Origin of the sequence: Actinoallomurus rhizosphaericola (genome assembly GCF_024055675.1) — a bacterium.
Classification (GTDB): Bacteria; Actinomycetota; Actinomycetes; order Streptosporangiales; family Streptosporangiaceae; genus Actinoallomurus; species Actinoallomurus soli.
This window is the reverse complement of the sequence record NZ_JAMXMW010000015.1, coordinates 46,093-71,631: the sequence shown is the minus strand read 5'-3', so window position 1 is coordinate 71,631 and position 25,539 is coordinate 46,093. Positions and strand designations below refer to the sequence as shown.

Sequence of the window (25,539 nt, the reverse complement as noted above, 5' to 3'; positions counted from 1 at the left end):
GTCCGGTGACCGGACGGCCCGCACGATCTCGCGTACCGGTTAGAACTTGCCGGCCTTGAGGTCGGAGAGGCTCACCCGGCGGACGTGGTAGTACGTCACGTTCAGCGGCTGGCCCGGCTCCCGGTTGAACAGGGCGACGGGAGCGCCGGTGTCGGCGTTGATGACCAGCGACTCGACGAGCTTCGAGTCGTCGAGGTGGGGCCAGGTGTCCGACAGCGTGAGCGTGGGCCGGCCGGCGGTGCTGGACTTCACGACCTTGACGTTCGGCATCGACGCCATGATCTTGAGCACCCCGGCCCGTACCTGGGGGTTCTGCGGCGCCGCGACCAGGGCGCCGATCGCGTTCATCCAGATGCGGTTGTCGGTCTGATCCTTCTTCTGGATGGGGGTCAGCGGCTTCAAGGGCACGAACTTCTTGCCCTTCTCCTTGGCAATGGCCTTGAGCTTCTCGTTCGCGGTCTTGGTGCCGTCATCCACCTTCTTGCCCGGGATGAGGTGGGCGACGGCCATCCGTGCGCGCGCGGTGTTGATGTCGCCCTTCACGGCGTACAGCGCCGCCGCGATGTCGCGCTTGTACGCACCCTCACCGTCGTCCTGATTCTGGCCCGCCACCTTCGCCAGGACACGCTTGTCGACCGCCCAGTGGTACGTGCCGTCGTCCGTGTAGATGTCGATGCCGTTCCCGCCCACCGCCTCGCTGGTGGGCGACTGGTTGCGGATCTCCAGCGTCGCGTCGCCCGGCAGCTTGGTCGACAGCGGCATGTTGTTCGCGGCCAGCTTGGCCAGGATCGGGTTTCCCTCCGACGCCGCCGCGGCCGTCGAGGGGCTCCCGCTCGCCGAGGTGTTGTGGCCCGACGCCGACCCCGACGTGGACGTGACGACCAGCGCGACCGCCGCGGCCGCGGCGAGCCCGACGGCTCCGAAGCCCACCGTACGACCCTTGCCCCACCGAGCCCGCCGGTGCGAAGCAGCCTTGATCTCCGTCACGTTCCCGACCTCCGTCATGCCCTTGATCTCCGATACCTCTTCAGCGACCATTGCCGCCCGCAGCGCGGACCTCGCCTTGTCGAAGGCGGCCGGCCGCACCTGCTCGGTGCCCTCCAGGCGCCTCAGCAGGTCCATCTCGTCAACCATCAGCTCGCCCCCTTCATCGCGTTGTGGTCGGTCAGCAGCTCGACCATCCCCGGCGCGTTCCGCAGCGCCATACGCGCCTCGTGCAGGCGACGGCGCGCCGTTCCCGACGGCATGCCGAGCACCCGGCCCGCCTCGGCGACGGTCAGGTCCTCCCAGGCGACCAGAGTCACGATCTCCCGCTGTTGCGGTCCGAGCAGCGCCAAGGCACGTCGCAGCACCGACTCTCCGTCGACGCGGCTGTCCACGGCCGCCCACGGGTCCCACCCGGACGCCACGATGCTCATGTCCGCCACCGGCTCCTCGGCCGGACGGGACCGCCAGTGCCGCCGGATCGTGTTGTGCGCGACGCCGATCAGCCACGGGCGGGCGTCCGAGAACGCGCGGTCGTACTTGGCCCGGGACTTGAACGCCGCCACCCATACCTCGCCGAGCAGGTCCTCGGCCGAGTCCCGGCCGACTCGTCGCGCGAGGTAGGCGCCCACCGCCGCCTCGTGGCGCCGGACGACCTCGACGAAGGCGTCCTGATCGCCGTCGAGTGACCGGGCGATCAACTCCGCATCATCCGGATCAGATGACATGACCCTCCTCGCGTCCGGATTGCCGTACAACCAGTGATTGCCACCGGGTGCGGCAAACCGTTCAGCGCTGGTCAGCGCCATGCTCTCGGAGCACCACGTACTCGGGAACTCAGCGGTAGGACCGCCTGCGGGGAACGACGGCCGGTCGACCCGGTCGACCACGAGATCGGCGGCACCACCGGAGGGACCGGCGCCCGCGCCGCACGCTCGAAGGACGTACCGGAGCGGCCGCCCTGCCATGGCTCACCGGTCTGCGCCCTGCCCTCGCTACCATGCCCTGGCCGGGCATGAAATGGCGAGACGCCGTGCGCGCATTGGCGACAGGGTTCAGCGCAATCGACGTACGTTCGCGCTATGAATCCAAGGAAATTCGTCTTAGCAAACGCCCTCCGTTCGCGAATCGGTCAGATGGCCGTTGCTCTGGGCTCGGGTGCGGTTCTGGCCCTCGGCGGGTCCGTGGCATCCGCCGGCACCGCCCAGGCGACCAGCTGGGCCGTCGACCACCAGACCACCGTGCAAGGCCGGACGGTGAAACTGTGGATGTACGGGGACGCCATCGAGTGGCACGCGCAAATCGTCGGCGGCTCGCCAGGCGACGTCGTCAAGCTCGAATGGAGCGATGACGGCTTCAAGACCTACCAGTTCTGGGGCGCCACGATTCCGGCGGGTGCGACCTCGGTGAACACCAAGGACGAGTCCGGACTGGGGATCCTCTGGCACCTCCGTGCCTGCGGGTTCGTCGGGTCCCACAGCGGATGCACCGCCGAAGGCGGGTGGTAGCGCCGACGGTCGCTATCGAGGAAGCCGAGCGCCGAGACTTTCGGTGGTGAGAGCCACCAAAAGTCTCGGCAGCGAGCGACCACGCCGGGACGCCGGCGAAGGGATGACCCGGGGCGCGGGTTCAGAGATCCGGCCAGACGTGCTCCGGGATGTAGGGCGAGCATCCGGAGACGAACCAGGTCTGCAAGTCGTGGAGGCGCTCAAGAGCGGCTTCGTAGTATTCCGGCGGTTCGGGGCGGGGGAAGTCGGGGTGGCCGGTGTGGGCGGGTACGAAATCCGCCAGATACCAGTAGCCCTCGACCAGCCATCGTTCGAGTCGATCGCGCCCCTCTTGCCGGGCGCAGACCCGACGCATCGCTTGCTCAAGCCGGCTGAACGCCTCCTTGTCCCAATGGAGGTCGCATCGGAGCTGAAGCAAGAACGAGCCATCCTCCGCGTCGAACTCGCGGCGGAGCAGTGCAAGGTCGTCCATGCCGCTCAGCATGGCAGCACGGTCGGTCGTTGGATCGACGGTCCGTGCTCCCGCCCGAGACACGTGAGCCACTCTCCTGACCGGGCCTCCGTAACGACCGGCCGACTATTCGAGGATCAGGCGTACCGACGGCTGCTTGTAGCGAGCGTCATCGGCCTCCCGTCGCTGGAAGATTCCAACGACCGCGGCGTAGAAAGCAGGGGGGAGATGCTCTCGGGCCCTGGCGTGATCGTTCCAGTGGATGTCGAACGGGCCTTCGATCTCAAGGCTCACGACGTCCTTGAGGGCATCCAGGTTGTTCCCGTAGTCGGCGCGAAGCGTGTCACCGAGCGCGGCTGCGAGATCGCAGACCTACTAAGAGCAAATCCCAGGTTCGGATCATCTCCCCGGCCTGGGTGGAGAGGATGATCCGGCTTCCACCTCACCCACTGCTTGCCCCCTTGCGCCGCGTGCGACCGGGGTCATCCCGGAACCGGAGCTCCCCCCACAGGAGGCATCTTCTTCAGGACGCCATGACCTGGGTGAGCGGGGCGGCGGCCTGAGGCTCTCGATCGGCTCAGCTTCGAATAATACAATGAAGGTCCTCATAGCAACATCGACAGATGCAGGCCTTCCGTGGAATCGCTTGATCAGATCGGATCCTCAAACGGCAAGCATTTCGTTCCAGATCTTCCTCGGCTGCTGTCGTACGACTTGAGCAATGGGGAAGCCGCAGAGGTGATCGAACACCTCCGCGGATGCGGGTCATGCCGGGAGGAGCTGGTGGAAGCTGTCGCGGAGGGCTATCCGTCCGAAGCCATCTTGCCGCGTTGGTTCACCGCTCCGCCGGCCTCGGTGCCATCCTCCGGTCGGATCCGGCGTCCGTCGCCGCGTACCTTAAGGAACCGACGCAAATGGCTGACCGCTCTGATCGTCTTGGTTCTCATCGCTTTACCGGAGTTCCTCAGGTACTTCGTCGGGCCTCTACTGGGGCTTGGACACTGACGATGTGACCCGGGGTGGTCACGATGCTCGGTCGGACTGGGCGGTTGCGCAACGATGCTGCGTTGGGCGTTTGGACGGTCGTTCGGCGGGCCACCCGATCGGCACAGCCGGAGGGACCGGCGCCTGCACCGCACGCCCGTGGGGCGTGCCGGAGCGGGGTCGAGGACGTTGCTCGGGATGATGACGGAAAGCCGCCAGCCTCTACGCCCGCGCCTGTCTAGCTTCGCCGTATGTCTCAGCAGAGCCGCACCATCGTTCAGAACGCCTGGAAGGCATTCGCCAGTCACGACGCCGACCGAATCGCCGCGGTCTTCACCGAGGATGCCGAGTGGCTCGCGCCATCGGAGAACGCTACCGCCCTTGCGCTGGGCGCGCCCAGCCACATGGTCGGCAAGAAGGCGATCGTGCACTTCCTCGCCGAGGACTTCCCCCGTTTCTTCGTGCGAGACGTCACCGTCACCTTCCATGGGTTCTATGCCGACGGCGAGCGAGTGATCGTAGAGGAGACCATGACGGCGACTCTGGCCAACGGCAACCATTACGCCAACGACTACTGCTTCGTCTTCGAACTCCGGGACGGCCTGATTCACCGGGTCCGCGAATACATGGACACGGCCCGCGGGTACCGCATGGTCTTCGGCGAGGCTTCGCGCCCTGTGCTCGCACGCGGCACTCCCGGCCCCGTCATCCCGTCTGCTTCTCCGTCAACCATCCACCCAGCTCAACCGCCCGGCGCGGCCGTTCGGGCGGCTGCGGCCCCCACTGGAGGCACCGCCAGGAGCAGCCTGTGACCGGTGCGTGTGGTCGCTCGTCGATGGGGATTGGGCTCGCTGATCGCTCAGGTCTTCACTGACCTTGCTTGATGCTCCCACCACGGTGCACAAGGTGCCAGCGGCCTCCGACGCGCACGGTGACCATATCCACGACGCTCCAGACGAGCGTTTGCCACATCTCCGCGTTCTTGTCGCCGGCGGTGCGCATGCCACCCGGTCCGGCGGCGTCCTTGCATGCATCGGCAGCCGCGCCGGTGACCTCCCGGAACGAGCGATCGAAGGAATCGTCGATCGCTTGGCCGCTTGCCTGCAACTGCCGGGACAAGTCGTCGAGGCGGTGAGCCAGGTCGTGCCTGCCGAGCCGTGTCATGTGCACCAGGGCGTCTGCCAGGACCTTGGCGAGGGAAGCCAACGATCGCTCGACCACGGCCGGGTCCCTGTCGAGCTTCGACAGGAGGTACCCGTTCGCCTCGAAGGTCACCTGATGAGGTTGACATGCGCGATGCGCACGGGCAAGGCCGGCCAACGCAGTGGCCGCCCGATCGGCACGGCCGGAGGAACCCGTGCTCACGCCGCAACACTGGCGTGCCGCGTCACGGGCGCCGACCTGCTCGGTCGTGTGCCGAGGCCTCCCCCGGAGGCGAGAAGACGGACGCGTAGGGAGTGCCAGTGGTCTTTGATCAGCGTGGTCCGGTGATTCGGGCGCTGGCCGAGTCGGGTAGGGAGCGTCATCACTGGCGGGGCACTCATCTTGAGTTCCCCGGGGCGGTGTGGTTGTTCGAGACGGTCGTTGACGATGGTGAGCATTGGGCCATCCGGCATCTGGAGCTCCACACGGGCGGCCGGGTACTGCGCTGCTGGTGAGAGCACCTAGAAGACCAGGACGGAGGCCTTGCCGCGGTCGCGCTGCAACCGGAGGAGTGGGGGCTGGAACGGCGCACCGACGCCGAGTTCACCGCTGCAGGGGAAAGCGGCAAGGACCCAGCGACCGGCGACTGATGAGGTCAGGGGCCGGCGTGACGCTACGTCTCTCACGGCGGACGGCCCCTGGCCGAGCCTGACCGTCTACTTCCATCCGGTGCAGCCGGAACACAACGCTCCCTGACCGGAGACCACTGGCACTGTGCGCTCGGCGACCCGGCCCGGCTTGAGCCCCGTCCTGGCATCCTGTCCGCATGGTCTCACCCAGGCGTCGCGTGTTAACGATCATGCCCGACAGTGCGTGGCTAGTGGTTGTCGGCGAACGTTGGGGAGTGGATACTCGGCACGAGGATGCAGTTCCCTTGGAGAGATCGCGGCTCTGGCTGCTTCCGCTCCTGGACAGACCCCGCGAGGAGGTCGAGGCGGAAGCTCGGCTGTACCTGGCCGATCCTGACCTGTCGGAGCCGTTCAATGCCATGATCGAGACCGTCTTGTCAGTGCCGAGCGAGTACTACGTGTCCCGCCTCGTCGGCTGGCTGAAAACCGAAGACATACTGGCCTTCGCCACCGACCTTCGAAAGGTCGCGCTCGGCAGGTCCTGCTCCCAGGCCACACGTCACGCGCTCAAAAGGCTTCTCAATCGGCACGGAGTATGGGCGGCCCACTCCCACCCGGCCCAACCCGACCGCGGCGATCATCCCGGAGCCTGAGCCCCTCGCCAGGGGCGCTTAGCGTTATCTTCGCGCGTTGGTGGCCGGTGGGGAGGGATCATGGGCGGCATGCCGTCGCGTAACCGCCGTCTGCGCCGTGGTCAGTCGTGGCCGGTCACTCTCACCGAGCTGGCGGAGACGCTTGGTGACGCGCACGCTTCGGTGAAGCCGCCTAGCTTCGACTCGGGGGCAACGGGTTCTGACGTGGTGCTGGCAGTGCGATGGGTCCCCGCCCGGTCCTTCAACCACGGTGGTGAGGGTTATCACCCGAGCGCGGTCGGCATCCACGTCTCCGTCTATCCGGTCCGCTCAGTCGATCGCGCGGCCGTGCGTTCATTGCTGCGATCCCAGAGCCTGCCCGAGCTTCGGGAGTGGGTGATACGGGCTCAACTGGCGCCTGAGAGCTGGCGATCAGATGTGCACTTCGGCTGCTGGCGATACGCCGAGGATGACCTGCGCTTCGAGGGCGACCGGCCGGTGTGACTGGTGCCAGCCGGCGGGATCCTACGCCCCATCAAGATCAAAGCCCAGGTTCGGGATCTTGTCCCTGGCCTGGGCTTTCGTCGTTGGAGCGGGTGACGGGAATCGAACCCGCGCTACCAGCTTGGGAAGCTGGAGTTCTGCCATTGAACTACACCCGCATCGGTCGCCTTCTCAGGTGACCGCCCGCACATGCTACCGGAAGCCACGCCCCTCGCGCCCGGCGGTTCGGGTCCAGGGCGGATCATCGCGCGCTCGGAGGCCGACGCGGAGTCGGTGGGGGGCTGATCAGGGGCGCGTTTACGTGTTGGGCGGCCGCACCCGGTAGTTTCTTGTCGTGCTGCTCTCCGATCGTGATCTCAAGACCGAGATCGAGTCCGGGCGGATGAAGATCGATCCGTACGACCCCGGCATGGTCCAGCCGTCGAGTATCGACGTGCGCTTGGACCGTTACTTCCGGGTGTTCGAGAACCACAAGTATCCGCACATCGACCCAGCGGTGGAGCAGCCCGACCTGACGAGGCTCGTCGACGTCGACGCGGATCAGCCGTTCATCCTGCATCCGGGGGAGTTCGTGCTGGCCTCGACGTACGAGGTGTTCGGCCTGCCGGACGACCTGGCCGCGAGGCTGGAGGGGAAGAGTTCGCTCGGGCGCCTGGGGCTGCTGACGCACTCGACGGCGGGGTGGATCGATCCGGGGTTCTCCGGGCACGTGACGTTGGAGCTGTCGAACGTCGCGACGCTGCCCATCAAGCTGTGGCCGGGCATGAAGATCGGGCAGATGTGCCTGTTCCGTACGAGCTCTCCGGTGGAGGAGCCGTACGGCTCGGAGCGCCACGGGTCGCGGTACCAGGATCAGCGCGGCCCGACGCCGTCGCGGTCGTACCTCAACTTCCACCGCACCCGGATCTGACGGCGCGCCGGCGCGAGACGCCGGCGATGGTTCCCGGCCCTGTACGCCACCGCGCGTCGGGGCCGGTCGACGTTTTGCGCCACGCGAGCTTGCATCGCCCGGCCGCCACGGGCGCTCCGGCCGATGCGGCGTAGGCCTGGTTCGGCCCCCAGACGGGCCGCCTTCCCCACGTTTCCGCAGGTCAAACCGATCATTGCGCAATGTGATGGTTCACACACGTACGTGCACCGGCTTTAACCTGACGATAAAGTGCCTTGACGCATGACCCAATCGGTCGGTTCACGGCCAGGAGAGTGACATGTGTCACATCTCCACCTGGGTCGTACAGAGCGAGCCGCGGTGGAGCGGGCACCAGCGGTTCGCGCAGATCGCCGCGCGGTCCGACGGGGACGACGGCCTTGGACGGCGGCGCGGCCGGACGGAAGGACGACGTGCCCAGAATCCGCGCACAACACGTGTCAAAGGTCTTCGGTCGCCGATCGGCTGAGGCCCTTCGCAAGATTCGGCAGGGCGCCGACCCCGATGAGATTCGTCGGATGGGCGTGACCGCGGCCGTCGCAGACGTCTCGTTCGAGGTGAACGAGGGCGAGATCTTCGTCGTGATGGGCCTGTCGGGCTCCGGCAAGTCGACGCTGATCCGCATGCTCAACGGCCTGTTGGAGCCGACGGCCGGCAGCATCGAGATCGACGGTGTCGACATCACCGGCATGGGCGGAAAGGAGCTGCGCCGACTCCGCCAGGAGAAGGTCAGCATGGTGTTCCAGCACTTCGCGCTCTTCCCGCACCGCACCGTCCTGGAGAACGCGGCGTACGGGCTCGAGGTTCGGAACGTTCCAAAGGCGGAGCGGCTGGCGAAGGCCAAGAAGTTCCTGGAGCACGTCGGCCTCGCGGGCTGGGAGGACCGCTACCCCGACGAGCTGTCGGGCGGGATGCAGCAGCGCGTGGGCATCGCCCGGGCGCTGTCCGCCGAGACGGACATCCTGCTCATGGACGAGGCGTTCAGCGCGCTGGACCCGCTGATCCGGCGGGAGATGCAGGACCTGCTGCTCGACCTGCAGGGCGAGCTCGGCAAAACGATCGTCTTCATCACCCACGACCTCAACGAGGCCATGCGGCTCGGCGACCGGGTCGCGATGCTCCGGCACGGCCGCGTCATGCAGATCGGTACCGCCGAGGAGATCCTCACCGACCCCGCCAACGACTACGTCGCGCAGTTCGTCGCCGACGTCGACCGTACGCGGGTGCTCACCGCACGCTCGGTGATGGACAAGCCGATCGCGGTGGTCGACGCGAACGGCGGTCCCCGCGCGGCCGTGCGCGTCATGCGCGAGCAGCAGACGTCCTTCGCGTTCGTGGTGACGCGCGACCGGCGGCTGACCGGCGTGGTGTTCGCCGAGCCCGCGGCCAAGGCCGTACGGGCGGGGCGGAACACGCTCGACGGTCTCGTCGAGGGCGGTACGCATCCGGTCGATCCGGACACCCCCGTGGCGGACCTGTTCCTGCCGTGCGCGGAGAGCCCGCTGCCCGTGCCCGTCACCGACCGGAACGGCAAGCTCATCGGCGTGATCCCGCGCGTCACGCTGCTCGCGGCGCTGGGTCACATGGGCGGCAACACGGGGGACTTCCCGGTTGTACGGGAGGACTCCATCCCCGGGGATGGATCCGCCTCCGGGGATGGATCCGCCTCCGGGGAGGAATCCATCCCAGGGGAGGAATCCGCCTCTCGGGGGGTGACCGCCGATGCCTAGGATTCCCCTCGGTGCCTGGGTCACCGACGCGGTCGACTTCCTCACCAAGCACGGCAGCCCGGTCTTCGGTGCGATCAGTGACGTGGTCGGCGGCGTCGTCCACGGTCTGGGCCATCTGCTGACCGCGCCGCCGTCGCTGGCCCTGGCGGCTCTGATCGCGATGCTGTGCTGGTGGCTGCGCGGCCTGCTCGCGGGCGTCCTGACGTTCGTGGGCCTCATGGCGATCGACTCGCTGGGGCAGTGGGACGCGGCCATGCAGACGCTCGCGCTGGTGCTGGTCGCCAGCGCCGCCGCCCTCCTCGTCGGGATCCCCCTGGGCATCCTCAGCGCGCGGGTGCCATCGGTCGGCGCGGTGGCCCGGCCGGTGCTCGACTTCATGCAGACCATGCCGGCGTTCGTGTACCTGATCCCGGCGATCTCGTTCTTCGGCCTCGGCGAGGTGCCGGGCGTCATCGCGACGATGATCTTCTCGATCCCACCGGGCGTGCGCCTCACCGAGCTCGGCATCAAGCAGGTCGACACGGAGATGGTCGAGGCGGCCGAGGCGTTCGGCACGCCGTCGTCGCGGATCCTCACCCGGGTGCAGTTGCCGCTGGCGCTGCCGACCATCATGACCGGCGTCAACCAGGTGATCATGCTGTCGCTGTCCATGGTGGTCATCGCGGGCATGGTCGGCGCCGCCGGCCTGGGCGCGAACGTCTTCGGCGCGATCACGCAGTACGACCTGGGGGCGGGCGCCGAGTCCGGCCTGGCGGTCGTGCTGCTGGCGATCATCCTGGACCGCATGACCGGCGCCCTCGGGCAGCGCCTGGCGCCGGCCGCGCGGCGGCATGCCGAGCGGGCCGTGCACGGCGGCGTGTCGTCCGTCCTGCGGTACCGCCCGCGGCCCGCCCTGGCCCTGTCCGGCGTGGCGGTGTTCGCGCTGCTGGCCACGACGCTCGGCGTCATGGGCTCCGGTGGCGGCGCCAAGGGGAAGCCGATCACCATCGGCTACATCCCGTGGGACGAGGACATCGCCGTCACCCAGCTGTGGAAGACGGAGCTGGAGAAGAAGGGCTACCGGGTCACCCTCAAGCAGGTCGACGCCGGTCCGATGTACGCCGGGCTCGCCCAGGGCGACATCGACCTGTACCTCGACTCGTGGCTGCCGACGACGCACGCCGACTACTACAACAAGTACAAGGACCGGCTCCAGGACATCGGCGTCTGGTACAAGAACGCCAGCATGCAGCTGGCCGTGCTGAAGAACGACCCGGCGAACTCCGTCGCCGACCTCAAGGGGCAGAGCGCCCGCTACAAGGGCCGCATCGTCGGCATCGAGCCGGGCGCCGGCGAGATGAAGATCGTCAAGAACAAGGTGATTCCCGGGTACGGGCTCGGCGACTACAAGCTGGTGCAGAGCAGCACGGCGGCGATGCTCGCGGAGCTCAACCGCTCCGCGCAGACGAACCAGCCGATCGTGGTGACCCTGTGGAAGCCGCACTGGGCGTACACCAAGTTCCCGATCAAGCCGCTGGCCGACCCGCAGAAGGCCTTCGGCGCCCCCGACCAGGCCCACATCCTCAGCCGGGCGGGCTTCGTCAAGGACTTCCCGGAGCTCAGCGGCTGGCTGAAGAAGTTCCAGATGTCCGACGCGGAGCTGTTCCCGCTCGAGGACCTGGTGATCAACAAGTACAAGGACGCGCCGGCCAAGGGCGTCGCCGAGTGGGAGAAGCAGCACCCCGGCTTCGTCAAGCGGCTGACCGCCTGATCCGGTCCTGGTGAGGAGGCGATCCAGCAGGGCATCGCCTTCCTCTCCCGCGTTCGGATACGGGCCGTCCTGGGGACTCCGCCGGGACGGCCCGTGATTCTTTCCACAATCGGTGGCCAACCAACGGCAAAGCCGATAGTTTCGGACGACGCGTTACCGATCAGTTCGGTTGACGTCCGCCCCTGTGGCTCTCGTCACACCTGATTGGGAACGTTAGGGCGGTGCCATCTCACATCCCCGCTCCCCCGAGATGGCACCGCCTTTATCTATGCCTCCCCATGGCGAGGGCCCGCCACCGGATCATCCGGTGACGGGCCCTCGTACGTCCGGTGGGACGCCTACTCGGCGGCCGCGGGGGTGGGCTCGGCCTCCGGCTCGCCCTTGACCGACTTGATCAGCAGCTGCGCGACGTCGACGACCTCGAGGGACTCCTTGGCGCCGCCGCTGTTCTTCTTCTCGTTGATGGCGTCGCCGAGCATGACGAGGCAGAACGGGCAGGCCGTGGAGACGGTGTCCGGGTCGGTGCCCAGCGCCTCCTCGACGCGCTCGGTGTTGATGCGCTTGCCGATGCGCTCCTCCATCCACATCCGCGCGCCGCCCGCGCCGCAGCAGAAGCCCCGCTCCTTGCAGCGGTGCATCTCCTGCGTCTGGACGCCCGGCACCCGGGCCATGATGTCGCGCGGCTGGGCGTACACCTTGTTGTGCCGGCCGAGGAAGCACGGGTCGTGGTAGGTGATCTTCTCCTCGATCGGCGTGACCGGCGTGAGCCTGCCGGTGTCCACCAGGTGCGACAGCAGCTGGGTGTGGTGCACGACCTCGTACGTGCCGCCGAGCTGCGGGTACTCGTTGGCGAGCGTGTTGAAGCAGTGCGGGCAGGACGCGACGATCTTCTTGACGCCGGCCTCGTTGAGGGTCTCGACGTTCTGCTGGGCGAGCATCTGGAAGACGAACTCCATGCCCAGGCGGCGGGCCGGGTCGCCGGAGCAGGCCTCCATCGGGCCGAGCACCGCGAACTTCACGCCCGCGATGTGCAGCAGCTCGGCGATGGCCTTGGTGGTCTTCTTCGCCCGGTCCTCCAGGGCGCCGGCGCAGCCGACCCAGAAGAGGTACTCGGTGTCCTCGGGCATCTTGTCCTCGACGACCGGGACCTCGAAGTCGAGCTCCTCGATCCAGTCGAGGCGCTTCATCTCGGACATGCCCCAGGGGTTGCCCTTGTTCTCCAGGTTCTTGAGCATCACGCCGGCCTCGGACGGGAAGCTCGACTCGATCATGACCTGGTAGCGGCGCATGTCGACGATGTGGTCGATGTGCTCGATGTCCACCGGGCACTGCTCGACGCAGGCGCCGCAGTTGGTGCAGGACCACAGGACGTCGGGGTCGATGACGCCGTTCACGTCCGCGCCGCCGACGAGCGGGCGGCCGGCCTCCTTGAGGACGTCCTCGGGGAGGTTCGCCCGCTCCTCCTCGGAGGCGAAGATGTACGGCGCCTTGGCCTGGGCGTGGTCGCGCAGGTCCATGATGAGGGTCTTCGGCGACAGCGGCTTGCCGGTGTTCCAGGCGGGGCACTGCGACTGGCAGCGGCCGCACTCGGTGCAGGAGGCGAAGTCGAGGTAGCCCTTCCAGGTGAAGTCCTCGATCTTGCCGCGGCCGAAGGTGTCCTCGTCCGGGTCGGCCTCCTCGAAGTCGATCGGCTTGCCGTCGCTCATCATCGGCTGCACCGCGCCGAGGCCGTCCGGGCGGCGCTTGAACAGCACGTTGATCGGGGCGACGAAGATGTGCAGGTGCTTGGAGTTCAGCACGAACAGCAGGAACACCAGCATGACGCCGATGTGCAGCAGCAGGCCGACGGACTCCAGCGCCTCGTCCGCGCCGTGGCCGAGGTGCTTGAGGCCGTTGCCGACCAGGTGCGACATGAACGCCGCGTTCCCGTACGGGAAGTTGCCCGTCGCGACGCCGGCGCCCCGGAACAGGAACATCGTCCAGATCACGTTGAAGATCATGAACAGCGTGAACCAGGCGCCACCGAGGTGCGAGCCCTTGAACCGGGACTTGCGGTCGAGCTTCTTGGGAGAGTTCTTCACCCGGATGGCCGTGAAGACGATCAGGCCGAGGAGCGCCGCCACCGCGATGAAGTCCTGCAGGAATCCGAGGACGCTCCACTTGCCGACCAGCGGGATGTGGAAGTCCAGCCCGAAGAACAGCGCGCCGTACGCCTCGAGGTAGACCGTCGCGAGGATGAAGAACGCCCACATGACGAAGAAGTGGGCGGCGCCGGGCACGGTCCACTTGAGCAGCTTGCGCTGCCCGAAGACCTCGACGGCCTGGAGCTTGACGTCCTCACCGATGCTCGCCTTGGCGAGCGCGATGCGGTCGGGGGCGGGCTGGCCGTTCGTCGCGAGCCTGTAGAGGAACAGGACTCGCCGAACCGCGAACACCAGCGCGACCACCGTTGCGGCAAGCCCGATGATCAACCTGAGAACCAATGTTCCGTCCTCCTGGGGTACGGCGTTGGCAATCAGCGTACGGCCGGCAACTGACAGCCATCGACATGGGACCCCAGGAGTCTACCGAGCAGTAACTTCCCGTGTCACCGCCCGGTGCGCAGCGGCGGTATCGCGGGGACCTCCTGCGCGGCGGCGATGGCCTCCGGCGTCAGCCGGAAGGACTCCGGATAGGCGTCCCGGCTCGTACGGCGCTCCGGCTCGGTCGTGCGCCACATGTAGAAGCAGCGCCCGCAGCTCAGCACGTCCCACACGCCCGGAACGGGGGACGTGGCGACGCGGTCGACGTCCTCATGCGCGCAGCGCGGGCAGATCACGGCGGTCATGGGAGCTCCTCCGAGCGGAGCGCCTGCAGGCGGCGCACCCACTCCTCGGTCTCGGGCAGGTCCCGTACGGGGGTGCCGAAGTGGCCCCGGTCGTCCGGGAAGACCGGCGTCGTGGCGTCGATGAGCAGCTTGGCGATGATGCCGGGCGGCGAGGACGCCGGGTCCAGCGGCACGACCGGAAGGTTGGGGATGGTGATGACGTCGACCGCCGGGTCGACCTTGGCGGAGACGGCCCACATCACCTGGCGCAGGTCGAACGGGTCGACGTCCTCGTCGACGACGATCACGACCTTCAGGTAGCCGAGTCCGTGCGGGGTCGTCATGGCCCGCATGCCGACCGCCCTGGCGAAGCCGCCGTACCGCTTTCTCGTCGAGATGATCCCCAGGAGGCCGTGGGTGTACATCGCGTTGACCGCCTGCACCTCGGGGAACTCGGCGCGCAGCTGCTTGAGCACCGGCACGCAGGTGTTCGGGCCGACGAGGTAGTCGATCTCCGTCCACGGCATGCCGAGGTACAGCGACTCGAAGATCGGGTTCGTCCGGTACGAGACGCGGTCGACGCGGATCACCGGCATCCGGCGGCCACCGGAGTAGTGGCCGGTGAACTCCCCGAACGGCCCCTCCAGCCGCCGCTCACGCCCCTCGATCACCCCCTCGACGACGACCTCCGAGCCCCACGGCACGTCGAAGCCGGTCAGCGGCGCGGTGGCGATCGGCGCCGGGGCGCCGCGCAGCGCGCCCGCCATCGCGTACTCGGACTCGTCGTAGGCCATCGGCATGCCCGCGACGATGGAGATCACCGGGTCGTTCCCGAGCGTGATCGCGATCGGCAGGTCCTCGCCCCGCTCCTCCGCCTTGTGCAGGTGGATGGCCACGTCGTGGACCGGGACGGGCTGGATCGCCAGCCGGTTCGGGCCGAGGACCTCGATGCGGTAGACGCCGACGTTCTGCTTGCCGAAGTCGTCCGGGTCGTCCGGGTCGCGGGAGACGACGGCCGCCTTGTCGAGGTAGAAGCCGCCGTCACCGTCGTTGAGCCGGAACAGCGGCAGCACCCGGAACAGATCGGCGTCCGGGCCCTCGGCCGTGTTCTCCCGCCATGGGGCGTCCTCGCGGCGCTCGGGCGTCACCGGGAAGTCGTCCCAGCGCCGGGCGAACTCCTCCACCTGGTCCCTGGTCCGGGTGTTCTTGGGCAGGCCCAGCGCGAGGGCGTGGTTCGGCCAGGAGCCGTGCACGTTCAGCACGATCCGGGCGTCGGTGAACCCCTGGACGTTGTCGAACCACAGCGCGGGCGCGCCTTCGCCGATCCGCCCGGCGGCGTTCGCCGCGGCGGCCAGGTCCGGCTCCGGGAGCACCTCGTCGGAGACGCGCAGCAGCTGTCCCTCCCTCTCCAGGGTGTCCAGGAAGCCGCGCAGATCGTCATAGGCCATCGGAACTCCTTCTCTCGAGTGCGATGCCCGTGCGATGCCCGTTTTCCACACTAAGAGCGGTTCCGCGGCTAGCTGTGGTGCCCCGGCGTTCCGGGTTTCAGCGTCAAAGAAAATTAATGCCATGAATGGCGGATCGTGCCATCATTCACCCACCGATCCGTCATATGGGGGCAAACTTGCGCAGGGTGCCGCGTGGTCGGTGGAGCGCCGGGCTCGCGGCGGCCACCGCCGTCGTTCTCGCCGGGTGCGGTGCCGGCGCCGCGCAGGACCGGGGTCCGGCGGACGGCGCCCGTGCCCTCGCCGATACACCCGCCGCCTCTGCGCCGAGCGCCTCGGCACCCGCTCCGAGCGCGTCTCCGACCGTTCCGGTGCCGCCGGTGTCGCACCGGCTGCGCATGACGCGGGAATTCCAGACGACGTCGTACAACTGCGCGCCCGCGTCAGGCGTCATGAGCCTCTCGACGTTCCACATCAAGGTCCGGCAGTCCGCGCTGGCGCGGAAGATGAGGACGAAATACCCCAAGGGCACCACCGGCGACAACGCCATGACCGCCCTCCGGGGCTACCTCGCCCACACCCCGTACTCGCTCACGTTCGACGCCTGGCCGAGCAGCGGCTCGACCTACCTCTTGAAAGAGGTGTCGTACGACGTCGGCGTCCTGCACCGCGCGCCCCTCGTCGCGGTCTGGTGGGAGCGGCTGCCCTGGAACAGAGGCATCGGGTCGCGCCGCAAGACCGGGCACATCATCGTCGCGTACGGCTACGACCAGAAGAAGAGGACCATCACCGTCTTCGACCCGTGGCGGCCGACGGGCGGCACTCACACGCTCCGCGCCTCGGCGCTCCTGAAGGCGCTCCAGCCCTCCGGGCTCTACTACATCTACACCTAATCGCCGGGCGGAGCGTCGTTCGTCCAGCCCGCCGAGACGTACGCCTTCTCGGCGACCACCGTTCCGGCCGGGCGGCGGCCGCGCCCGGTGGCGACCTCCTGCACGCCCAGAACACCGCCGCCGCGCGGATCGACGATCCAGCGCAGCTCCGTGGTCGTGAGGCCGAGCCCGCTGATCACGACGCCCTCCCCGGTACGGCCGAGCGCGTCCCGCACCGGGCCCGCCGCGCGTACGCCGGGCAGCCCGGCCATCATCCGCAGCACCGCCGCGCGGATCTCCGGACGGAGCGGCAGGTCGCTCGTCAGCTGCGGCAGCACGACGTGGCCGAACACGCCCAGGCCGCCCTGCTGCGCCGTCGCGAGCTTGGCCTCGACCTGCCGGCGCAGGACGGCGGGCTCGGTCGAGAGGTGGTCCAGCCAGATCGGCGACACCGCGACGTCCGCGAGGCGGTAGTCGGCCGCCGCCGTGAGGTCGGCGTTCCGTACGGCGGGCCCGGACCCCGCCGCGCAGATCGGCGCCGCCGCGGAGTCCACGGGCCACGCCCGCGAGGGCCGGTCCAGGTGCGCGGCCCGTTCCGCCGGGGTGAGCGGGCGCGTGCCGAAGCACTGCCGGTACACGACGCTCCGCCGTCCGCCGGGCCCGGCGAGCCAGATATCGTCCCGCATCCGGACCTCGACGGGGTTCGCACCGACGTTGCGCCCGGCGGGGAGCATGGAGCGGCCAATCTTGACCACCCGCCAGTAGCGGCCCGTGGCCGGGCCCGTACGGCGGTCCACGGCGGTGGCCGTCGCGAGGAGGATGTCGCGGCCGGACGGCGTTTCGGGCCGTGGCGCGGGCGCCGACGACCCGAGCGACAGCGCGACCGCGACGGCCGCGCCGGTGACCGCCAGCGCCAGCGGGACCCCCACGCCCACGCCCGACCGGCCGCGGCCCCACCCGGGCGAGGACGCGGTCCCGCCCCCGGACGGCGATGGGCTCTCGTCGGTCTCGCCGACGACCCTCATCAGGTCGATCACGCGTCAGGCCCCCTTCGGCTCCCGGAGCGGGCGGTCCCCGATCTCAGCGGAATCGGCCTCGCGGCGGGCCCCGGCCGACGGCCGGAGCCCGGCACGGCCCCCATCACCCCTATGTCTCCCGATCTCCCTACCGGAGTTCACGGACGGCGGAGAGGGGTTTGAGCACCATCTGAGATTGCGGGGCTTCCGGCGGGCCGGTTCGCCGCGAGGATCCCGGATCTCACCCCGGGGCGGGAACAAGGGAGGACCGCCACTCGTTGTACCAGTCAGCAAAGTTGAGTCGGTCTGACTCAAGTCATTTGACACCACGGGAGCGGTTTGGCAACCTTGCGTCTGCTGGACTCAGCTTCATCGGCTTAGCAAGCTCACAGTCGGAGGAACCAACTCATGGCACGTGCGGTCGGTATCGACCTTGGAACGACCAACTCGGTCGTCGCGATCCTGGAGGGTGGCGAGCCCACCGTCATCGCCAACGCGGAGGGGTCGAGGACCACGCCGTCCGTCGTCGCCTTCGCCAAGAACGGCGAGGTCCTGGTCGGCGAGGTCGCCAAGCGTCAGGCGGTGACCAACGTCGATCGCACCATCCGGTCGGTCAAGCGCGAAATGGGCACCGACTGGAAGACCACGATCGACGGTAAGGACTTCACGCCCCAGCAGATCAGCGCGTTCGTGCTGCAGAAGCTCAAGCGCGACGCGGAGGCCTACCTCGGTGAGAAGATCACCGACGCGGTGATCACCGTTCCGGCGTACTTCTCGGACCACCAGCGGCAGGCCACGAAGGAGGCCGGCCAGATCGCGGGCCTCAACGTCCTGCGCATCATCAACGAGCCGACCTCGGCGGCGCTCGCCTACCACCTGGAGAAGGAGAGCGAGGCCACCATCCTCGTCTTCGACCTCGGTGGCGGCACGTTCGACGTCTCCCTCCTCGAGGTGGGCGACGGCGTGGTGGAGGTCAAGGCCACCAGCGGTGACAACCACCTCGGTGGTGACGACTGGGACAACAAGGTCGTCGAGTGGCTGGTCACCCGGTTCAAGAACGCCCACGGCGTCGACCTGTCCAAGGACAAGATGGCGCTGCAGCGGCTCCGCGAGGCCGCCGAGAAGGCGAAGATCGAGCTGTCCAGCTCCTCGGAGACGAGTATCAACCTGCCGTACATCACGGCCTCGTCCGAGGGCCCGCTGCACCTGGACGAGAAGCTCACCCGCGCCGAGTTCCAGAAGATGACCTCGGACCTGCTCGACCGCTGCAAGGGCCCCTTCCAGCAGGTCGTCAAGGACGCCGGCATCAGCGTGGGCGACATCAACCACGTCGTCCTCGTCGGCGGCTCGACCCGCATGCCCGCCGTCGCCGACCTGGTCAAGGAGCTGACCGGCGGCAAGGAGGCCAACAAGGGCGTCAACCCGGACGAGGTCGTCGCGGTCGGCGCGTCCCTGCAGGCCGGTGTGCTCAAGGGTGAGGTCAAGGACGTCCTGCTGCTCGACGTCACGCCGCTGTCCCTGGGCATCGAGACCAAGGGCGGCATCTTCACCAAGATCATTGAGCGGAACACCACGATCCCGACCAAGCGGTCGGAGGTGTTCACCACCGCCGACGACAACCAGCCGTCCGTGGAGATCCAGGTCTACCAGGGCGAGCGCGAGATCGCGGCGTACAACAAGAAGCTCGGCACCTTCCAGCTGACCGGCCTGCCGCCGGCGCCGCGCGGTGTCCCGCAGATCGAGGTCACGTTCGACATCGACGCCAACGGCATCGTGAACGTCTCCGCCAAGGACCTCGGCACCGGCAAGGAGCAGTCGATGACCATCACGGGCGGGTCGGCCCTGCCCAAGGACGACATCGACCGCATGATGCGCGAGGCCGAGCAGTACGCGGAGGAGGACCGCAAGCGCCGCGAGGAGACCGAGACCCGCAACAACGCCGACACCCTCGCCTACTCGACGGAGAAGTTCCTCCGCGAGAACGACGAGAAGATCCCGGGCGACGTGAAGACCGAGGTCCAGTCGGCGCTGGACGAGGTCAAGAAGGCCCTCGAGGGCACGGACGTCGACGCGATCCGCAGCAGCTCCGAGAAGCTCGCCCAGGTCAGCCAGAAGATGGGCGCCGCGATGTACGCCCAGAACCAGGCGACCGCCGAGGGCCAGCCTGCAGACGGCCAGGCCGCGGGCGAGCAGGCGAAGGACGACGAGGTCGTCGACGCCGAGATCGTGGACGACGACAAGGACACCAAGGGCGGCGCGGCGTGACCGGGGCGTTCCCCGCAAACCGTGACGAGCTGGTACTCGAGGAGGAAGCGTGACGGAGCGTCGTGACGACGCCGAGGAGCGCAAGGGTCCGGTGATCCGCGACAAGCGGCGCATCGATCCCGAGACCGGTGAGGTTCGGGAGCCGGCGGACACGTCGGCTCCCGAGTCCCCCACCGCGAAAGCGCCCTCCGGCGCGGACGCCGAGAAGGCCGCCAAGCTGGAGAAGGAACTCGCCGAGCGCACGGCCGACCTTCAGCGGCTGCAGGCGGAGTACTCCAACTACCGCAAGCGGGTCGACCGGGACCGTACGGCCGTGCGCGAGCAGGCCCTCGCGTACGTGCTGGGCGAGCTGCTGCCGGTGCTCGACGACATCGGCCGCGCCCGGGAGCACGACGAGCTGACCGGAGGGTTCAAGCATGTCGCCGAGGCCCTGGAGGGCATCGTCGGCAAGCTCGGGCTCGAGTCGTTCGGGACGGCCGGTGAGCCGTTCGACCCGAACGTCCACGAGGCGCTGATGCACTCCTACTCCGACGAGGTCGCGGAGCCGACGGCCGTTCAGATCCTGCAGGCGGGGTACCGCATCGGCGAGCGGACCCTCCGGCCCGCCCGGGTGGCCGTCGCCGAGCCGACCGCCGACCTCGGGTCGGCCGAGGAGGCCGCCTCGGAGCCGGAGCCGGCGAGCGCGGCCGACGGCGGGAAGGCCGAGGCCGAGCCCGACGGGGCCGGCGAGGACTGAGACGAAGCAGACCCACAGCGAAAGAGGTAAGGAACGCCGGTGAGCACCAAGGACTTCATCGAGAAGGACTACTACAAGGTCCTCGGTGTTCCGAAGACCGCGACGCAGGACGAGATCAAGAAGTCCTACCGGAAGCTGGCGCGTCAGTACCACCCGGACGCCAACCGCGGCGACGCCGACTCCGAGGAGAAGTTCAAGGAGATCTCCGAGGCGTACGACGTCCTGTCGGACGAGAAGCGTCGCAAGGAGTACGACGACGCCCGCAGCCTCTTCGGGGGTGCCCGGCCGCGTAGCGGCGCCCAGGGCGGCTTCGGGGTCAACCTGGGCGACCTCTTCGGCAACCCGCCCGGAGGCACGACCGGCACCGGTGAGCGGATCGGCGACCTCTTCGGTGGGCTGTTCGGCGGCCGCCGGCAGGCCCCCCGGCGGCCGCGCCGCGGCTCCGACGTCGAGACCGAGGTCACGCTGACCTTCAGCGAGGCCCTGGACGGCAAGACGGTGCCGCTGCGGCTCACCAGCGAAGCGGCCTGCCCGACCTGCCGGGGCAGCGGTGCCAAGGACGGCACGGTGCCCCGGGTCTGCCCGCGCTGTGAGGGCACGGGGCAGGAGAGCCGCAACGCCGGCGGGTTCGCCTTCTCCGAGCCCTGCCGTGAGTGCCACGGCCGTGGGCTCGTGGTCGACGACCCCTGCCCCACCTGCCACGGCAGCGGGCGGGCGCAGAGCACCCGCACGATCCAGGCGCGCATCCCGGCCGGGGTCGCCGACGGCCAGCGCATCCGGCTCAAGGCCAAGGGCGCGCCCGGCGAGAACGGCGGCCCCAGCGGTGACCTGTACGTCGTCGTGCACGTGACGGGGCACAAGGTGTTCGGCCGCTCCGGCGACAACCTGACCGTCACCGTGCCGGTGACCTTCCCCGAGGCCACCCTCGGCGCGGAGATCAAGGCGCCGGTCTTGGGCGGCCAGCCGGTCACCCTGCGGATTCCGGCCGGCACCCCGAACGGGCGCACGTTCCGGGTCCGCGGCAAGGGCGCGACGCGCCGCGACGGCACCAAGGGCGACCTGCTGGTGACCGTCGAGGTGCACGTGCCGGAGCACATCGACGACACGACCCGGGAGGCGCTGGAGAAGATCCGCGCGAGCAACAACGGGGACGACCTGCGCAGCGAGCTGCTGCACCTGGCGAGAGAGGGGTGACGATCATGGATCCGTTCGGCGACGACAGCCCGGTCTATGTCATCTCGGTGGCGGCCCAGCTGTCGGGGCTGCACCCGCAGACCCTCCGCACGTACGACCGGATGGGCCTCGTGTCCCCCGGTCGTACGGCCGGACGCGGGCGCCGCTACTCCATGCGGGACATCGTGATGCTCCGGGAGATCCAGCGGCTGTCCCAGGAAGAGGGCATCAACCTCGCCGGAATCAAGCACATCCTCGACCTCCAGCGCGAGTCCGAGACACTACGCGCCGAGGTGGCACGCCTCCGGGCGATGGTCGAGGAGCTGAGCAACGAGCTGGAGTCCACGCGCGCCGTCGCGGCCCGGCTCGTCAAACTGAAGAACGGCCACGGTTCTGACACTGGAGCGGACCTCGTGCCGATCCGGCAGACCAGCGTGGTGCTGTGGCGATCTCGGGGGGAGGAATAAGTGGATTACAAGCTGACCCAGAAGAGCCAAGAGGCCGTTTCGGTGGCGGTCCGGCGGGCCTCGACCGAGGGGAACCCCCTGGTCGAGCCGGTGCACCTGCTGGTCGCGCTGCTCGGCCAGTCCGACGGCATCGCCGCGCCGCTGCTCGAGGCCGTCGGCGCGGACCCCCAGGCCATCCGCCGCCGCGCCGAGGAGCAGGTCGCCGCGCTGCCGAAGGCCGCCGGATCGACCGTCAACGCGCCGGACACCTCCCGGCCGCTGCTCAAGGTGATCAACACCGCCGCCAACCGCGCCAAGCAGCTCGAGGACGAGTACGTCTCCACCGAGCACCTGCTCGTCGGCCTGGCCACTGACGGCGGCCCCGTCGCCACTCTCCTGAAGGAGAACGGCGCGACCCCCGACGCGCTGCTGGAGGCGTTCGAGAAGGTCCGCGGCCACGCGCGCGTCACCACCGAGAACCCCGAAGAGACCTACCAGGCGCTGGAGAAGTACGGCGTCGACCTGACCGCGCAGGCCCGCGACGGCAGGCTCGACCCGGTCATCGGCCGCGACACCGAGATCCGCCGCGTCGTGCAAGTGCTGTCCCGCCGTACGAAGAACAACCCGGTCCTCATCGGCGAGCCCGGCGTCGGCAAGACGGCGGTCGTCGAGGGCCTGGCCCAGCGGATCGTCGCCGGCGACGTGCCGGAGACCCTGAAGAACAAGCGCCTCGTCTCCCTCGACCTGGGCGCGATGGTCGCGGGCGCGAAGTTCCGCGGCGAGTTCGAGGAGCGCCTCAAGGCCGTCCTGAACGAGATCAAGCAGAGCGACGGCCAGATCGTCACGTTCATCGACGAGCTGCACACGGTCGTCGGCGCGGGCGCCGCCGAGGGCGCCATGGACGCGGGCAACATGCTCAAGCCCATGCTGGCCCGCGGCGAGCTGCGGATGATCGGCGCGACCACGCTCGACGAGTACCGCGAGCGGATCGAGAAGGACCCGGCGCTGGAGCGGCGGTTCCAGCAGGTCTTCGTCGGCGAGCCGACGGTCGAGGACACCATCGCGATCCTGCGCGGCCTCAAGGGCCGGTACGAGGCGCACCACCAGGTGCAGATCTCCGACGCCGCGCTCGTGGCCGCCGCCGCGCTGTCCGACCGGTACATCACCGCGCGGTTCCTGCCGGACAAGGCCATCGACCTGGTCGACGAGGCCGCCTCCCGGCTCCGCATGGAGATCGACTCGCGGCCCGTCGAGATCGACGAGCTGCAGCGCTCGGTCGACCGGCTCACGATGGAGGAGCTGGCCCTCGAGAAGGAGTCCGACGAGGCGTCCAAGCGCCGCCTCGAACGCCTCCGCGCCGAGCTGGCCGACAAGCAGGAGAGCCTCAACGCCCTCAACGGCCGGTGGGAGCGGGAGAAGGCCGGGTTGAACAAGGTCGGTGAGCTGAAGAAGCGCATCGACGACCTGCGCGGCCAGGCCGAGCGCGCCCAGCGCGACGGCGACCTGGAGACCTCCGCCCGCCTCATGTACGGCGAGATCCCGGTGCTGGAGAAGCAGCTCGCCGAGGCCTCCGAGGCCGCCGAGACCCGCGAGACCATGGTCAAGGAGGAGGTCGGCGCCGACGACGTGGCCGAGGTCGTGTCGTCCTGGACCGGTGTCCCCGTCGGCCGGCTCCTGGAGGGCGAGACCGCCAAGCTGCTCCGCATGGAGGACGAGCTCGGCCGCCGCCTCATCGGGCAATCGGATGCCGTGAGAGCTGTCTCGGATGCCGTACGCCGGGCGCGGGCGGGCGTCTCGGACCCCGACCGGCCGACCGGATCGTTCCTGTTCCTCGGCCCGACCGGCGTCGGCAAGACGGAGCTGGCCAAGGCGCTCGCCGACTTCCTGTTCGACGACGAGCGGGCGATGGTCCGCATCGACATGAGCGAGTACGCCGAGAAGCACTCGGTCGCCCGCCTCGTCGGCGCGCCTCCCGGCTACGTCGGCTACGAGGAGGGCGGCCAGCTCACCGAGGCGGTCCGCCGCCGGCCGTACTGCGTCGTGCTGCTGGACGAGGTCGAGAAGGCCCACCCCGAGGTCTTCGACATCCTGCTCCAGGTGCTCGACGACGGCCGCCTGACCGACGGCCAGGGCCGTACGGTGGACTTCCGCAACGTCATCCTGATCCTGACGTCGAATCTCGGCTCGCAGTTCCTGGTCGACCCGACCCTGGACAACGGAGCCAAGCGCGACGCCGTCATGACGACCGTACGGGCGAACTTCAAGCCCGAGTTCCTCAACCGGCTCGACGACGTCATCGTCTTCGACGCGCTGTCGACCGAGGAGCTCACGAAGATCGTCGACCTGCAGATCGACCGGCTGGCCCGCCGCCTCTCGGACCGGCGCCTGACGCTCACCGTCACCGACGCCGCCCGCGAGTGGCTCGCCCTGACCGGCTACGACCCGGCGTACGGCGCCCGCCCGCTCCGCCGCCTCGTGCAGAGCGCGATCGGCGACCAGCTCGCCAAGGAGCTCCTGTCCGGTGAGATCAGCGACGGCGACGAGGTCATCGTCGACACCGACCTCGGCTCCGACACCCTCACCGTCAAGCCCGCCGTCACCGTCGCCTGACCGCCCGTTGCACCGAGGGGCCCGCGCGCAAGCCGGGCCCCTCGGCATTGCCATGGCCCCCCGCATGCGGGCACCGAAGGGCGGTCCAGAACCTGCCGTGCCGTACCGGCGTCAGGCCACGTGCGTTCCCAGCCCGGTCAGACCGGGTGCCACGTCCGGTCGCAGCACGAGGTCGCGGTCGTAGTCTCCGCCGTTCTGCGTTCGGTACGCGATCGGCTCGGTCGCCGGGATGGCGAGCAGGCGCTCGCGCAGCTCCTTGGCCGCCGCCTCGCCCTCCTCGGGTGTGAACCTGTCGGCACCCGGGATCAGCACCGGGGGCAGCACCTGTGCGCCCGCGTAGAACAAGGTGCCGTGCTGCAACGGGAACAGCAGCTCATCGACGGCTCCGTGGATGCCCCGTTCGCCATAGAACCACGCCGGCCCGCCCATGGTCACGACCGCCATCGCACGCTTGCCCGCGAGGAACCCATCTCCGTAACCGATCCACTCACCGTTCGGGCCGCGCAACCCGTACGCGAAGCCCTGGTGCCAGACCCGGTCGAACCAGCCCTTGAGGATGGCGGGCATACCGAACCACCACATCGGGAACTGGACGACGAGGGTGTCCGCCCGGGTGATCTTTTCCTGCTCGGCGCGGATATCGGCGCTCAGCGCGCCGCTCATGTACGCCCGCTTCGCGGCGGCGGCGACCTGGAACCGCTCCGCCGGGGGGTGGGCGTAGCCGGCGGCGTCGACGACGGGGTTCCAGCCCATCGCGTACAGGTCCGACACCTCGACCTGGTGGCCTTCGGCGCGGAGTGCGCGTTGCCCCTCCGCGGCGAGGTGGCCGTTGAGCGAGCGGGGTTCGGGGTGGGCAAGGATCCAAAGAACGTTCATGACCTCGATCATGAACCTGCGGCACGGTGACGACGACTGGCCTGATGGACA

Annotated in this window: 23 protein-coding genes, 1 tRNA gene and 1 pseudogene; 14 read left to right on the top strand and 11 right to left on the bottom strand. The window is 68.9% G+C overall.

Annotation, left to right across the window (positions count from 1 at the left end):
- Nucleotides 1-39: 39 nt before the first annotated feature.
- On the bottom strand, nucleotides 40-1,134 hold the full coding sequence (locus tag NE234_RS29335; protein ID WP_252783922.1) for a hypothetical protein: 1,095 nt from the start codon (nucleotides 1,132-1,134) through the stop codon (nucleotides 40-42).
- The gene (locus NE234_RS29330; protein WP_252783921.1) at nucleotides 1,134-1,712 is read right to left on the bottom strand and encodes an RNA polymerase sigma factor; all 579 of its coding nucleotides are present in this window, start codon (nucleotides 1,710-1,712) and stop codon (nucleotides 1,134-1,136) included. The genes NE234_RS29335 and NE234_RS29330 overlap by 1 nt, the downstream gene beginning before the upstream one ends.
- 408 nt (nucleotides 1,713-2,120) lie before the next feature.
- Between NE234_RS29330 and NE234_RS29325 the strand changes: the two genes are divergently transcribed.
- Nucleotides 2,121-2,492 (top strand): hypothetical protein, encoded by a 372-nt coding sequence (locus tag NE234_RS29325; RefSeq protein WP_252783920.1) that lies wholly within the window; start codon nucleotides 2,121-2,123, stop codon nucleotides 2,490-2,492.
- A 121-nt stretch (nucleotides 2,493-2,613) separates the two neighbouring features.
- Here NE234_RS29325 and NE234_RS29320 read toward each other — a convergent pair whose 3' ends face one another.
- Together NE234_RS29320 and NE234_RS29315 are read right to left on the bottom strand one after the other, a co-directional pair.
- Complete coding sequence (locus tag NE234_RS29320; protein ID WP_252783919.1) at nucleotides 2,614-2,964, bottom strand: hypothetical protein; 351 nt, start codon at nucleotides 2,962-2,964, stop codon at nucleotides 2,614-2,616.
- A 105-nt stretch (nucleotides 2,965-3,069) separates the two neighbouring features.
- A pseudogene (locus tag NE234_RS29315) lies at nucleotides 3,070-3,270 on the bottom strand (barstar family protein); the annotation flags it as partial.
- 309 nt (nucleotides 3,271-3,579) lie between these two features.
- On the opposite strand from NE234_RS29315, the gene NE234_RS46095 reads away from it, so the two are divergent.
- Together NE234_RS46095 and NE234_RS29310 are read left to right on the top strand one after the other, a co-directional pair.
- The gene (locus NE234_RS46095) at nucleotides 3,580-3,948 is read left to right on the top strand and encodes a zf-HC2 domain-containing protein (protein ID WP_406567089.1); all 369 of its coding nucleotides are present in this window, start codon (nucleotides 3,580-3,582) and stop codon (nucleotides 3,946-3,948) included.
- Between the two features lie 230 nt (nucleotides 3,949-4,178).
- The gene (locus tag NE234_RS29310) at nucleotides 4,179-4,739 is read left to right on the top strand and encodes a nuclear transport factor 2 family protein (protein WP_252783918.1); all 561 of its coding nucleotides are present in this window, start codon (nucleotides 4,179-4,181) and stop codon (nucleotides 4,737-4,739) included.
- Between the two features lie 55 nt (nucleotides 4,740-4,794).
- On the opposite strand, the gene NE234_RS29305 is transcribed toward NE234_RS29310, so the two are convergent.
- Nucleotides 4,795-5,202, bottom strand: a complete 408-nt coding sequence (locus tag NE234_RS29305) for a hypothetical protein (protein ID WP_252783917.1) — start codon at nucleotides 5,200-5,202, stop codon at nucleotides 4,795-4,797.
- 694 nt (nucleotides 5,203-5,896) lie between these two features.
- On the opposite strand from NE234_RS29305, the gene NE234_RS29300 reads away from it, so the two are divergent.
- Both NE234_RS29300 and NE234_RS29295 read left to right on the top strand, forming a co-directional pair.
- A complete protein-coding gene (locus tag NE234_RS29300; RefSeq protein ID WP_252783916.1) occupies nucleotides 5,897-6,352 on the top strand; it encodes a hypothetical protein in 456 nt (151 codons plus the stop codon).
- A 60-nt stretch (nucleotides 6,353-6,412) separates the two neighbouring features.
- Nucleotides 6,413-6,835, top strand: a complete 423-nt coding sequence (locus NE234_RS29295; RefSeq protein WP_252783915.1) for a hypothetical protein — start codon at nucleotides 6,413-6,415, stop codon at nucleotides 6,833-6,835.
- An 84-nt stretch (nucleotides 6,836-6,919) separates the two neighbouring features.
- On the opposite strand, the gene NE234_RS29290 is transcribed toward NE234_RS29295, so the two are convergent.
- Nucleotides 6,920-6,993, bottom strand: a tRNA-Gly gene (locus NE234_RS29290).
- A gap of 176 nt (nucleotides 6,994-7,169) precedes the next feature.
- Here NE234_RS29290 and dcd point away from each other — a divergent pair.
- The 3 genes from dcd to NE234_RS29275 all read left to right on the top strand — a co-directional run bounded on the left by dcd (nucleotide 7,170) and on the right by NE234_RS29275 (nucleotide 11,243).
- Nucleotides 7,170-7,745 (top strand): dCTP deaminase, encoded by a 576-nt coding sequence (gene dcd, locus NE234_RS29285; RefSeq protein WP_252783914.1) that lies wholly within the window; start codon nucleotides 7,170-7,172, stop codon nucleotides 7,743-7,745.
- A 536-nt stretch (nucleotides 7,746-8,281) separates the two neighbouring features.
- Nucleotides 8,282-9,493 carry a quaternary amine ABC transporter ATP-binding protein gene (locus tag NE234_RS29280; protein WP_308206941.1) on the top strand — a complete coding sequence of 404 codons (1,212 nt, stop codon included), beginning with the start codon at nucleotides 8,282-8,284 and terminating at the stop codon, nucleotides 9,491-9,493.
- On the top strand, nucleotides 9,486-11,243 hold the full coding sequence (locus NE234_RS29275; RefSeq protein WP_252783912.1) for an ABC transporter permease/substrate binding protein: 1,758 nt from the start codon (nucleotides 9,486-9,488) through the stop codon (nucleotides 11,241-11,243). The genes NE234_RS29280 and NE234_RS29275 overlap by 8 nt, the downstream gene beginning before the upstream one ends.
- Nucleotides 11,244-11,581: 338 nt before the next feature.
- Here the strand turns inward: NE234_RS29275 and NE234_RS29270 are convergent, their stop codons facing one another.
- The 3 genes from NE234_RS29270 to NE234_RS29260 form a co-directional block, all read right to left on the bottom strand.
- Complete coding sequence (locus NE234_RS29270) at nucleotides 11,582-13,726, bottom strand: (Fe-S)-binding protein (RefSeq protein ID WP_252783911.1); 2,145 nt, start codon at nucleotides 13,724-13,726, stop codon at nucleotides 11,582-11,584.
- A gap of 104 nt (nucleotides 13,727-13,830) precedes the next feature.
- Entirely contained in the window at nucleotides 13,831-14,070 is a 240-nt protein-coding gene (locus NE234_RS29265) for a non-oxidative hydroxyarylic acid decarboxylases subunit D (protein ID WP_252783910.1), read from the bottom strand.
- On the bottom strand, nucleotides 14,067-15,497 hold the full coding sequence (locus tag NE234_RS29260) for a non-oxidative hydroxyarylic acid decarboxylases subunit C (RefSeq protein WP_252783909.1): 1,431 nt from the start codon (nucleotides 15,495-15,497) through the stop codon (nucleotides 14,067-14,069). Before NE234_RS29260 ends, NE234_RS29265 begins: the two co-directional genes overlap by 4 nt.
- Nucleotides 15,498-15,682: 185 nt before the next feature.
- On the opposite strand from NE234_RS29260, the gene NE234_RS29255 reads away from it, so the two are divergent.
- A complete protein-coding gene (locus NE234_RS29255) occupies nucleotides 15,683-16,387 on the top strand; it encodes a C39 family peptidase (protein WP_252783908.1) in 705 nt (234 codons plus the stop codon).
- Here NE234_RS29255 and NE234_RS29250 read toward each other — a convergent pair.
- Nucleotides 16,384-17,403, bottom strand: coding sequence for a hypothetical protein (locus tag NE234_RS29250; RefSeq protein WP_252783907.1), 1,020 nt, complete (start codon nucleotides 17,401-17,403; stop codon nucleotides 16,384-16,386). The two genes, NE234_RS29255 and NE234_RS29250, sit on opposite strands and share 4 nt — an antisense overlap.
- 387 nt (nucleotides 17,404-17,790) lie before the next feature.
- Here NE234_RS29250 and dnaK point away from each other — a divergent pair, with 387 nt between their 5' ends.
- From dnaK to clpB, 5 genes are read left to right on the top strand one after another with little or no spacing between them, the layout of a single operon-like run.
- Nucleotides 17,791-19,647: a molecular chaperone DnaK gene (dnaK, locus tag NE234_RS29245; protein ID WP_252783906.1), complete on the top strand. Its 1,857-nt coding sequence runs from the start codon at nucleotides 17,791-17,793 to the stop codon at nucleotides 19,645-19,647.
- A gap of 49 nt (nucleotides 19,648-19,696) precedes the next feature.
- Nucleotides 19,697-20,383, top strand: coding sequence for a nucleotide exchange factor GrpE (gene grpE / locus NE234_RS29240; protein WP_252783905.1), 687 nt, complete (start codon nucleotides 19,697-19,699; stop codon nucleotides 20,381-20,383).
- Between the two features lie 39 nt (nucleotides 20,384-20,422).
- A complete protein-coding gene (gene dnaJ / locus NE234_RS29235) occupies nucleotides 20,423-21,577 on the top strand; it encodes a molecular chaperone DnaJ (protein ID WP_252783904.1) in 1,155 nt (384 codons plus the stop codon).
- Nucleotides 21,578-21,582: 5 nt separating this feature from the next.
- Nucleotides 21,583-22,023 (top strand): heat shock protein transcriptional repressor HspR, encoded by a 441-nt coding sequence (locus tag NE234_RS29230; protein ID WP_252783903.1) that lies wholly within the window; start codon nucleotides 21,583-21,585, stop codon nucleotides 22,021-22,023.
- On the top strand, nucleotides 22,024-24,612 hold the full coding sequence (gene clpB, locus NE234_RS29225) for an ATP-dependent chaperone ClpB (RefSeq protein ID WP_252783902.1): 2,589 nt from the start codon (nucleotides 22,024-22,026) through the stop codon (nucleotides 24,610-24,612).
- Nucleotides 24,613-24,723: 111 nt separating this feature from the next.
- Here the strand turns inward: clpB and NE234_RS29220 are convergent, their stop codons facing one another.
- The gene (locus NE234_RS29220; protein WP_252783901.1) at nucleotides 24,724-25,488 is read right to left on the bottom strand and encodes an NAD(P)H-dependent oxidoreductase; all 765 of its coding nucleotides are present in this window, start codon (nucleotides 25,486-25,488) and stop codon (nucleotides 24,724-24,726) included.
- Between the last annotated feature and the right edge of the window lie 51 nt (nucleotides 25,489-25,539).

Bases quoted from the DNA above. Each gene is read 5' to 3' on its own strand.
- NE234_RS29280 (WP_308206941.1), top strand. From the start codon at position 8,282: ATGGGCGTGACCGCGGCCGTCGCAGACGTCTCGTTCGAGGTGAACGAG.
- NE234_RS29260 (WP_252783909.1), bottom strand. From the start codon at position 15,497: ATGGCCTATGACGATCTGCGCGGCTTCCTGGACACCCTGGAGAGGGAG.
- NE234_RS29220 (WP_252783901.1), bottom strand. From the start codon at position 25,488: ATGAACGTTCTTTGGATCCTTGCCCACCCCGAACCCCGCTCGCTCAAC.
- NE234_RS29335 (WP_252783922.1), bottom strand. From the start codon at position 1,134: ATGGTTGACGAGATGGACCTGCTGAGGCGCCTGGAGGGCACCGAGCAG.
- NE234_RS29295 (WP_252783915.1), top strand. From the start codon at position 6,413: ATGGGCGGCATGCCGTCGCGTAACCGCCGTCTGCGCCGTGGTCAGTCG.
- NE234_RS29320 (WP_252783919.1), bottom strand. From the start codon at position 2,964: ATGGACGACCTTGCACTGCTCCGCCGCGAGTTCGACGCGGAGGATGGC.
- NE234_RS29330 (WP_252783921.1), bottom strand. From the start codon at position 1,712: ATGTCATCTGATCCGGATGATGCGGAGTTGATCGCCCGGTCACTCGAC.
- dnaK (WP_252783906.1), top strand. From the start codon at position 17,791: ATGGCACGTGCGGTCGGTATCGACCTTGGAACGACCAACTCGGTCGTC.
- NE234_RS29265 (WP_252783910.1), bottom strand. From the start codon at position 14,070: ATGACCGCCGTGATCTGCCCGCGCTGCGCGCATGAGGACGTCGACCGC.
- NE234_RS29300 (WP_252783916.1), top strand. From the start codon at position 5,897: ATGGTCTCACCCAGGCGTCGCGTGTTAACGATCATGCCCGACAGTGCG.
- NE234_RS29230 (WP_252783903.1), top strand. From the start codon at position 21,583: ATGGATCCGTTCGGCGACGACAGCCCGGTCTATGTCATCTCGGTGGCG.
- NE234_RS29310 (WP_252783918.1), top strand. From the start codon at position 4,179: ATGTCTCAGCAGAGCCGCACCATCGTTCAGAACGCCTGGAAGGCATTC.
- NE234_RS29325 (WP_252783920.1), top strand. From the start codon at position 2,121: ATGGCCGTTGCTCTGGGCTCGGGTGCGGTTCTGGCCCTCGGCGGGTCC.
- NE234_RS29275 (WP_252783912.1), top strand. From the start codon at position 9,486: ATGCCTAGGATTCCCCTCGGTGCCTGGGTCACCGACGCGGTCGACTTC.